The organism is Enterobacter cloacae complex sp. SHL021, assembly GCF_049237765.1.
Classification (GTDB): domain Bacteria; phylum Pseudomonadota; class Gammaproteobacteria; order Enterobacterales; family Enterobacteriaceae; genus Enterobacter; species Enterobacter cloacae.
Genome location: NZ_JBMKJG010000023.1, coordinates 69,747 through 79,854, shown reverse-complemented (window position 1 = coordinate 79,854; position 10,108 = coordinate 69,747). Strand labels below are relative to the sequence as shown.

Here is a 10,108-nt window from a genome sequence, read left to right as displayed (position 1 = left end):
GTTTAATTTGCTTTTCTCTGCTGACCCGGCGGCGTGTGTGCCGTTGTTCCGTGTCAGTGGAGGCGCATTATAGGGAGTTATTCTGAAGTGACAAGCACAAAATACAAAAAACATTTCGTTCGCTCACTTTTCAAACTCCACGCTTAAATACGCCGCGATTCGGGTGATAAATGCGCGATTTCCCGGGCAAAACTGCTCACCTGCGTCCAGTCGGTATAAACCACTTCTTTACGCGTATCGGTTTCACCGCCGGTCATTTTCATAATCAGCCGAATCATAAAGCGGTCATACCAGCGATAGCGGGGATAACGCAGCGCCCCTGCAAAGACGGCACACACGTCTGGCTGCCACGGCGAATTCAGCAAAAACTTGCGCGTGTAGCTGTTGGTCTGCGGTGTACGCTTTTCAGGTTTGCGGGCCACCAGATTGACCGAGTAGAACGCCCCGGGCAGCTTATTGAGCGCTGCCGTATGCTTTTTCACAAAGCGATCCAGCGCAGGATGGAAATGCCCGTAACGGATAGACGCCCCAATCACCACGCGGTCGTAATCCTGCCAGGCGATTTGCTCCGTACGGTTCAGGTTCACCACATCAGAGTAAATGCCCAGCTCTTGTAGTTCAGAAGCCAGATAAGAGGCAATCTCACGCGTTTGCCCGTCTCGCGTAGAGAATAGAATAAGTGTTTTCACCGACGACTCCTTACTCGCGCCAGAATGTTGGGGTGAACAGCACCAGCAGCGTAAAGACCTCAAGACGCCCAAACAGCATATTGGCGATTAGGATCCATTTCGCGACCGGGTTCATACTGGCAAAGTTATCCGCCACGACCCCCAGGCCAGGCCCGAGGTTATTAAGTGTTGCCACAACGGACGCAAAGGCAGAGAAATCATCCACCCCCGTCGCGATGATTGCCAGCATACTGACGATGAAGACCAGGGCATACGCCGAGAAGAACCCCCACACCGCTTCGAGAATACGTTCCGGCAGGGCACGGTTGCCCAGCTTGATGCTATAGACTGCATTCGGGTGAACCAGGCGTTTTAATTCACGGTTCCCCTGCTTGAAGAGCAGCAGAATACGAATCACCTTCAGGCCACCGCCCGTCGACCCTGCGCAACCACCAATAAATGCCGAGCACAGCAGCAGCACAGGCAGGAACAGCGGCCAGCGTGCAATGCTGTCCGTGGTAAAACCTGCGGTTGTCGCCATCGACACCACCTGGAAAAACGCCTGGTTTAGCGTGGTCAGCGCCGAGTTATAGACATCGTGGAACCAGAGCACCAGCGTACAGATGACCACCAGCGTGAGCTGGACGCCAATAAACATACGGAACTCCGGGTCGCGCCAGTACACCTTCAGGCTACGTCCGCTGAGTAATGAGAAGTGTAGACCGTAGTTACAGCCGGAGATCAGCAGGAAAATAGCAATAATGGTGTTGATCGTTGGACTATCAAAGTAGCCCACGCTGGCATCGTGGGTAGAGAACCCGCCGATGGCGATTGTCGCGAAGCTGTGCCCGATGGCATCGAACGCGGGCATACCGGCAAACCACAGCGCCAGCGCACAGGCAACGGTCAGTAAAACATAAATCAGCCACAGGGTCTTCGCCGTCTCGGCAATACGCGGGCGCATCTTGTTATCTTTCAGTGGCCCCGGCATTTCTGCCCTGTACAACTGCATGCCCCCGACGCCCAGGATAGGAAGGATGGCAACCGCCAGAACAATGATCCCCATACCACCGAACCATTGCAGCATCTGGCGATAAAAGAGAATGGCGTGGGGTAACGAATCCAGCCCAACCAGCGTAGTCGCGCCGGTAGTCGTTAAGCCGGAGAAGGATTCAAAAAAGGCATCCGTGATGCTCAGATTGGGCTGTTCAGAGAAGATAAAGGGCAGCGAACCGACGCTTCCCAGCACCGTCCAGAACAGCACCACAATCAGAAACCCTTCACGTGATTTCAGCTCACCTTTCTGACGACGGTTTGGCCACCACAGCAGCGAGCCAATCGCCAGCGCAACAAAGAAGGTCTGGGTAAATGCCCGCCCCGCGCCGTCCCGGTAGATAAGCGCCACCAGTCCTGGGAGAATCATCGTCCCGGAAAAAAGTATGACCAGCAGTCCAACGATTCGGGTTATGGCACGAAAATGCATCTCTGCCGCTTCCTTTGGTATTCAAAAAGTGAGGTGGGGATTATTCTTCAATCGGCAGCAATTGCAACGAACCGCGACTAAAATCCGCCAGTTTTGCCGAAAAAGCAGCCTGTTCAGCCTGAGGAAGCGCCACGCGCAATTGCACCATTGCCTGGTAATCACTGTGTGCAATCACACCGTTAAACTGTTTAAGCAGCGCTTCGACACCCGATAGCTGGGCGTAGTCGCACAACAAAGTATATTCGGTGAGTGGCGTTTTGCGGGTGGTGACCAACATATTAAGCGCCTGCTGTACGCCCCCGCCATACGCTTTCACCAGCCCACCGGTACCTAATAAAATGCCGCCGTAGTAGCGAACAACCACGGCGGTGATTTCACCCACGCCACTGCCCATGAGCTGGGAAAGCATAGGTTTACCGGCAGTACCCGCCGGTTCACCGTCATCAGAAAAACCCAGCTGCTGCGAATCGTCTGGCGGCCCGGCGACCCACGCCACGCAGTGGTGACGGGCGTCGGGATGCGCAGCGCGGACAGACTCAACAAACGCCTTTGCCGCCTCTACGCCATCGGTGTGTGCCAGCAGCGTAATAAAGCGGCTTTTCTTGATTTCTTCAACAAAGGTGACCGGCTCAGCCGGTATCAGCCAGCTTTCCATCAGGCCAGCTTCAGGTCTCGCGTCATATTCTCGATACCGTTCTCATGAATCACGACGTTATCTTCGATACGAATACCGCCAAACGGCTTCAGCGCGTCAATTTTTTCCCAGTTGAAGTGCTTGCTGAACTGACCTTCGCGCCATGGCGCTAACAGCGATTCGATAAAGTAGATCCCCGGCTCGATGGTCAGCACCATGCGCGGCTCAAGGATACGCGTGCAGCGCAGGTAAGGATATTTAGACGGCGCGGCGAGGTGCGTGCCGGTATCATCCTGCATAAAGCCCGCAACATCATGAACCTGCAGACCCAGCGGGTGGCCGATACCGTGCGGCATAAAGGGTCCGGTCAGATCGTTTTCGACCATCGCCTCTTCGCTCATGTCTTTCACGATCTGGTGTTTACGCAGCAGTTTAGCGATGCGCTGATGGAACTGGATATGGTAATCCACATAGCTGGTTCCGGCTTTCATGGTGCTGATAAGCGCCAGTTGCTCATCGTTAACGTCTTTAATCAGATGCGCAAAATCGGTATCCGCATTGGCCGCCCAGGTACGGGTCAGGTCAGCCGCGTAGCCGTTGTACTCTGCGCCTGCGTCCAGCAGGAAGCTGCGCATCTCAGACGGCACATGGTGATCCAGTTTGGTGTAATGCAGCACAGAGGCATGCTCATTCAGGGCGACAATGTTGCTGTAAGGCACATCGGTGTCACGGTGACCGGTCGCGGTGAGGTACGCCTGATTGATATCGAACTCGCTCATACCGGACTGGAAGGCTTCATGCGCTGCACGGTGACCATTCACCGCCGTTTTTTGCGCTTCACGCATGCAGTAAAGTTCGTAGTCGGTTTTATACGCGCGGTAATAGTGCAGGAAATCCAGCACCCCTTTCGGGTTGAGTTTGTCTGCCGGGATATCCAGACCCAGCGCACGCTCCGGGACCGGGCCAATGTAGGCAATATTGCCACGCGCGGCAGGCAACTGGCTGCCAATACCATCGGCTTTTGGTAAAGCCATGACGTCCACTTCTTCTGTCCAGAAGCTGGTCGGCAGCGGCTCAACGTTGTGCCAGTAATCCACAGGCAGATAGAACCACAGTTTCGGCTTGTTCACGCCATCCACCAACAACCAGCAATTTGGCACCTGTGTTACCGGCACCCAGGCTTTAAACTGCGGGTTAACCTTAAACGGATACGCATGGTCATCCAGGAAGGTATTCATCAGCTCGCCGGAGTGGATTAACAGCGCATCCAGCTTAAAGCGGGCAAGTACATCACGGGTACGTTCCTGTAGGGTAACGATATGATTTTTATAAAGCGAAGCCAGTGAGTCCATCATTCTTCCTTTCGTTTTTTTGACCTCAAGTCCTCGCATCTTAGCACACCTGTCTCCGGCTGCGTGATTTCCACCGACCGTGATCAATGCAGCAATTTCTTAATGAGTAATTTGCATTTTATTAACATAAATCCCACACTCCGACTCATCTGGTATGACCAGATCCACTTGCTGGATTCAGGAGACTGACATGCTCTACAAAGGCGACACCCTGTACCTCAACTGGCTGGAAGATGGCATTGCCGAACTGGTGTTCGATGCCCCCGGCTCAGTCAACAAGCTCGATACCGCGACGGTGGCCAGTCTTGGCCAGGCGCTGGATGTACTTGAAAAACAAACTGATTTAAAGGGGCTGCTGCTGCGCTCGAACAAAGCGGCCTTTATTGTTGGTGCCGATATCACCGAATTTCTTTCACTGTTCCTGGTGCCTGAAGAACAGCTGAGCCAGTGGCTGCACTTTGCCAACAGCGTCTTTAATCGTCTGGAAGATCTGCCTGTCCCGACCCTTTCCGCCGTTAACGGCTACGCGCTGGGCGGCGGCTGTGAATGCGTGCTGGCCACCGACTACCGCCTCGCCACGCCGGATCTGCGCATCGGCCTGCCGGAAACCAAACTGGGCATTATGCCGGGCTTTGGCGGCTCCGTACGTATGCCGCGCATGCTGGGTGCCGACAGCGCGCTGGAAATTATTGCCGCAGGTAAAGATGTTGGCGCAGAGCAGGCGCAAAAAATCGGCCTGGTTGATGGCGTCGTGAAGCCAGAAAAACTGATTGAAGGCTCCCTCGCCATTCTGCGTCAGGCCATTAACGGCGATCTCGACTGGAAGGCCAAACGCCAGCCGAAACTGGAGCCGTTAAAGCTCAGCAAGATTGAAGCAGCCATGAGTTTCACCATCGCCAAGGGCATGGTGATGCAGACGGCGGGTAAACACTACCCGGCGCCGATCACGGCGGTGAAAACCATCGAAGCCGCAGCCCGCTTTGGCCGTGACGAAGCCCTGAAACTCGAAAACCAGAGCTTTGTCCCGCTGGCACATACCAATGAAGCCCGCGCGCTGGTGGGTATCTTCCTCAACGATCAGTTCGTGAAAGGCAAAGCAAAACAGCTGACGAAAAACGTTGAGACGCCAAAACATGCGGCGGTACTTGGCGCTGGCATTATGGGCGGCGGCATCGCTTACCAGTCCGCCTGGAAGGGCGTGCCGGTGGTGATGAAAGACATCAGCGAGAAATCCCTGACGCTGGGGATGACCGAAGCAGCCAAGCTGCTCAATAAACAGCTGGAACGCGGCAAAATTGACGGTCTGAAACTCTCAGGCGTGATCTCCACTATCCAGCCCGTACTGGAATACACCGGTTTTGACCGCGTCGATGTGGTGGTTGAGGCCGTGGTAGAGAACCCGAAAGTGAAGAAAGCGGTACTGGCCGAAACGGAAGAGAAAGTGCGTCCGGAGACCGTACTGGCCTCTAACACCTCGACGATCCCGATTAGCGAGCTGGCAAGCGTCCTGAAGCGCCCGGAAAACTTCTGCGGAATGCATTTCTTCAACCCGGTGCACCGCATGCCACTGGTCGAAGTGATCCGCGGCGAAAAAACCTCTGACGACACCATCGCAAAAGTGGTGGCGTGGGCCAGCAAGATGGGCAAAACCCCGATTGTGGTCAACGACTGCCCGGGCTTCTTCGTCAACCGCGTACTGTTCCCTTACTTCGCTGGTTTCAGCCAGCTGCTGCGCGACGGCGCGGACTTCCGCAAAGTCGACAAAGTGATGGAAAAACAGTTCGGCTGGCCGATGGGGCCAGCGTATCTGCTGGATGTGGTTGGCATTGATACCGCGCATCACGCTCAAGCGGTTATGGCGGCGGGCTTCCCACAGCGCATGCAGAAAGATTATCGCGATGCGATTGACGCCCTGTTTGACGCCAACCGCTTTGGTCAGAAAAACGGTCTGGGCTTCTGGCGCTATAAAGAAGACAGCAAAGGCAAACCGAAGAAAGAAGAAGATCCGGCGGTGGATAGCCTGCTGGCCGGGGTTAGCCAGCCAAAACGTGACTTCACGGACGATGAAATCATCGCCCGGATGATGATTCCGATGATCAACGAAGTGGTGCGTTGCCTGGAAGAAGGCATTATCGCCAGTCCGGCAGAAGCCGATATGGCGCTGGTCTATGGCCTGGGCTTCCCTCCGTTCCACGGTGGCGCGTTCCGCTGGCTGGATACGCTCGGCAGCGCCCGCTATCTCGATATGGTGCAGCAGTATCAGCACCTCGGCCCGCTGTATGACGTGCCGGAAGGGCTGCGTAATAAAGCGCGCCATAACGAATCCTATTACCCAGCAGTTGAGCCAGCCCGTCCGGTTGGCGAGCTGAAAACGGCTTAAGGAGTCACAATGGAAAAGGTTGTCATTGTTGATGCGATTCGCACCCCGATGGGCCGTTCAAAAGGCGGCGCATTCCGTAACGTGCGTGCAGAGGATCTCTCAGCGCACCTGATGCGCAGCCTGCTGGCGCGTAATCCGGCGCTGGACCCGGCTGCGCTCGACGATATCTACTGGGGCTGTGTGCAACAGACGCTTGAGCAGGGCTTCAACATCGCCCGCAATGCTTCGCTGCTGGCGGAGATCCCACATTCGGTGCCGGCAGTTACCGTCAACCGTCTGTGCGGCTCCTCAATGCAGGCACTGCATGATGCGGCGCGTATGATCATGACCGGTGACGCGCAGGCCTGCCTGGTCGGCGGCGTGGAGCACATGGGCCATGTGCCAATGAGCCACGGGGTCGATTTCCACCCGGGCATGAGCCGTAACGTGGCGAAAGCCGCAGGAATGATGGGCCTGACCGCTGAAATGCTGTCCCGCCTGCACGGAATTAGCCGTGAAATGCAGGATACCTTCGCCGCGCGTTCTCATGCTCGTGCATGGGCCGCCACGCAATCCGGCGCGTTTAAGAATGAGATCATCCCGACCGGCGGCCATGATGCTGATGGCGTTCTGAAGCAGTTCAGCTACGACGAAGTGATCCGCCCGGAAACCACCGTTGAAGCGCTATCCACCCTGCGCCCGGCGTTTGACCCGGTCACCGGTACGGTCACGGCAGGTACCTCGTCGGCGCTGTCTGACGGAGCGGCCGCGATGCTGGTAATGAGCGAAAGCCGCGCCCGCGAGCTGGGGTTAACGCCTCGCGCCCGGGTGCGCTCAATGGCGGTGGTAGGCTGCGATCCTTCTATCATGGGTTACGGCCCGGTTCCGGCCTCGAAGCTGGCGCTGAAGAAAGCGGGATTGACCACCAGTGATATCGACGTGTTCGAGATGAACGAAGCCTTCGCCGCGCAGATCCTGCCGTGCATTAAAGATCTGGGGCTGATGGAGCAGATCGACGAGAAAATTAACCTCAACGGCGGCGCGATCGCCCTCGGTCACCCGCTGGGCTGCTCCGGGGCGCGTATCAGCACAACGCTGATTAACCTGATGGAACGCAAAGACGCGCAGTTTGGTCTGGCAACGATGTGTATTGGGTTGGGTCAGGGTATCGCAACGGTGTTTGAGAGAGTGTAAGGCTATAACGTAGGCCCGATAAGCATCGCGCCATCGGGCTTTTGCCGGGAGGTGCTGCGCTTTCCCGGCCTACGAGAGGTACCTCGCCGCAAGTGACGCCATTTGCGAAGAGAGACAGTTTAGTTGCCGTTCTTCCCGCCTGTCAGGGGCGGGTTTTTTATTTAGATAAACGCAAAAGCATCGCCAAACAGACGATCTTCACGCGCATCACGTTCGTTACAGAACAGGTCACGGGCAATTTTCGCCATCTCAAAGCGGCCAGCGATATAGATATCGTGCCCTGCCAGCGTGCCATGATCCTGCAGTACCGCCGTCAGCACTGTGCCGCTACGCCCACGCCAGCCCTCTTCCGGCTGCTCAACCACCGGTTCAACACGCAGGTTGGGATGGTTAACGCTCAGCGCTTCAAGCTCAGAGAGATCGTAGAGATGTTTCTCTTCGCGGCCACCCCAGTAGATAGTGATATCACGGTTCGGGTTACGCGCCAGGGCCGTCAACAGAATAGAGCGCACGTAGGAGAAGCCTGTACCACCGGCAATCAGGATCAGCGGACGGTCTTCATCGTCACGCAGCCATGCATCACCGTGTGGAATATCCACCACGATCTCGCGCTCTTTAAGAATGCGGTCCATGACGGCCATTGCATACAGGTTAAGCTCTGACGCACCAATATGAAGCTCAATAAATTCCTGCTCCGCTGGCGTTGAGGCCATAGAGAAAGGACGCTTATCACGTTCATCCATCACGACCATCAGGTACTGACCAGCACGGAAAGAGAATGCCGCTTCAGGCACTAAACGGACGCGATATACGGTGTCGGTGATAGCATCTACCGAGGTCACTTTACAGCTTAAGGTTGTCATTCGCTCTCTCTGTCGGGAAGTCTATAGGGCTTAACGGTCAGCCTGCGGTTTACCGTTATTCATTATGGCCAGTTCGTCCCAGATCGCGTCAATTCGCGCGGTCACAGCAGGATCTTTCTTGATCGGGCGACCCCATTCACGGTCGGTTTCGCCAGGCCATTTATTTGTGGCATCCAGTCCCATTTTTGAGCCAAGACCGGAGACCGGCGAGGCAAAATCCAGATAATCTATCGGCGTGTTTTCCACTAACACCGTATCGCGCGCCGGATCCATTCGCGTGGTAATGGCCCAGATAACATCATTCCAGTCGCGGGCGTTAACGTCATCATCGCAGACAATCACAAATTTGGTATACATAAACTGGCGCAGGAAAGACCATACGCCCATCATCACGCGTTTAGCGTGACCAGGATACTGCTTCTTCATTGTGACCACCGCCAGGCGATACGAGCATCCTTCCGGCGGCAGATAGAAATCAACAATTTCCGGGAACTGCTTTTGCAGGATCGGCACAAACACTTCATTCAGCGCCACACCCAGTACTGCAGGTTCATCCGGTGGACGTCCGGTATAGGTGGAGTGATAAATCGCATCTTCACGCTGGGTAATGTGCGTGACGGTAAACACCGGGAAGTTATCCACTTCGTTATAATAGCCCGTGTGGTCACCGTACGGGCCTTCGGGTGCAAGCTCGCCCTGTTCAATGTAACCTTCCAGGACAATCTCTGCACTCGCGGGCACTTCGAGGTCGTTAGAGATACACTTCACGACTTCCGTTTTGGTGCCACGCAGCAGTCCTGCAAAGGCATATTCAGAGAGTGTATCCGGCACTGGTGTTACCGCGCCCAGAATGGTGGCGGGGTCGGCCCCTAACGCCACTGAGACCGGAAAACGCTCGCCCGGGTGTGCAGCGCACCACTCCTGGAAATCCAGCGCGCCGCCGCGATGCGACAGCCAGCGCATGATGAGCTTATTCTTGCCAATCAGCTGCTGGCGGTAAATACCCAGATTTTGACGCTCTTTATGCGGCCCGCGTGTGACGGTGAGCCCCCACGTAATGAGTGGCGCGGCATCTTCAGACCAGCACTGCATGATCGGGATTTTGGTCAGATCTACCGCATCCCCTTCCAGCACTTTCTGCTGGCACGGCGCGCCGCGCAGACGTTTGGTTGGCATGTTCAGCACCTGCTTAAACTGCGGCAGCTTATCGAACAGATCGCGGAAGCTTTTCGGTGGCTCCGGCTCTTTCAGAAACGCCAGCAGTTTACCCACTTCACGTAACGCCGTGACGTCCTCCTGGCCCATGCCCAACGCCACACGGCGAGGGGTTCCAAACAGGTTGCACAGCACCGGCATTGAATAACCCTTCGGGTTTTCAAACAGAAGTGCCGGGCCACCGGCACGCAGGGTGCGGTCAGCAATTTCTGTCATTTCCAGATAAGGATCGACAGGAAGCGTAATGCGTTTGAGTTCGCCCTGCTTTTCCAGCAGCGTCAGGAAGTCGCGGAGATCGTGGTATTTCATGCAGTTAATCATGGCCTCTCTGTAAGCGCTT

The 10,108-nt window shown here is 55.7% G+C and carries 8 protein-coding genes; 2 read left to right on the top strand and 6 right to left on the bottom strand.

What is annotated here, in order from left to right; genetic code table 11:
- Positions 1–143 precede the first annotated feature (143 nt).
- From hemG to pepQ, 4 genes are read right to left on the bottom strand one after another with little or no spacing between them, the layout of a single operon-like run.
- Positions 144–689 (bottom strand): menaquinone-dependent protoporphyrinogen IX dehydrogenase, encoded by a 546-nt coding sequence (hemG, locus tag ACOTZF_RS20465; protein ID WP_048972348.1) that lies wholly within the window; start codon positions 687–689, stop codon positions 144–146.
- Positions 690–699: 10 nt separating this feature from the next.
- The gene (gene trkH, locus ACOTZF_RS20460) at positions 700–2,151 is read right to left on the bottom strand and encodes a Trk system potassium transporter TrkH (protein ID WP_013099227.1); all 1,452 of its coding nucleotides are present in this window, start codon (positions 2,149–2,151) and stop codon (positions 700–702) included.
- A gap of 40 nt (positions 2,152–2,191) precedes the next feature.
- Positions 2,192–2,806 carry an IMPACT family protein gene (locus ACOTZF_RS20455; RefSeq protein ID WP_013099228.1) on the bottom strand — a complete coding sequence of 205 codons (615 nt, stop codon included), beginning with the start codon at positions 2,804–2,806 and terminating at the stop codon, positions 2,192–2,194.
- Positions 2,806–4,137 carry a Xaa-Pro dipeptidase gene (gene pepQ / locus ACOTZF_RS20450; RefSeq protein ID WP_013099229.1) on the bottom strand — a complete coding sequence of 444 codons (1,332 nt, stop codon included), beginning with the start codon at positions 4,135–4,137 and terminating at the stop codon, positions 2,806–2,808. Before pepQ ends, ACOTZF_RS20455 begins: the two co-directional genes overlap by 1 nt.
- A gap of 190 nt (positions 4,138–4,327) precedes the next feature.
- On the opposite strand from pepQ, the gene fadB reads away from it, so the two are divergent.
- Entirely contained in the window at positions 4,328–6,517 is a 2,190-nt protein-coding gene (fadB, locus tag ACOTZF_RS20445; RefSeq protein WP_013099230.1) for a fatty acid oxidation complex subunit alpha FadB, read from the top strand.
- Between the two features lie 9 nt (positions 6,518–6,526).
- Positions 6,527–7,690: an acetyl-CoA C-acyltransferase FadA gene (gene fadA, locus ACOTZF_RS20440; protein ID WP_020688730.1), complete on the top strand. Its 1,164-nt coding sequence runs from the start codon at positions 6,527–6,529 to the stop codon at positions 7,688–7,690.
- A gap of 161 nt (positions 7,691–7,851) precedes the next feature.
- Here fadA and fre read toward each other — a convergent pair whose 3' ends face one another.
- Entirely contained in the window at positions 7,852–8,553 is a 702-nt protein-coding gene (gene fre / locus ACOTZF_RS20435; RefSeq protein ID WP_013099232.1) for an NAD(P)H-flavin reductase, read from the bottom strand.
- A 30-nt stretch (positions 8,554–8,583) separates the two neighbouring features.
- On the bottom strand, positions 8,584–10,086 hold the full coding sequence (gene ubiD, locus ACOTZF_RS20430; RefSeq protein WP_164987682.1) for a 4-hydroxy-3-polyprenylbenzoate decarboxylase: 1,503 nt from the start codon (positions 10,084–10,086) through the stop codon (positions 8,584–8,586).
- Positions 10,087–10,108 lie beyond the last annotated feature (22 nt).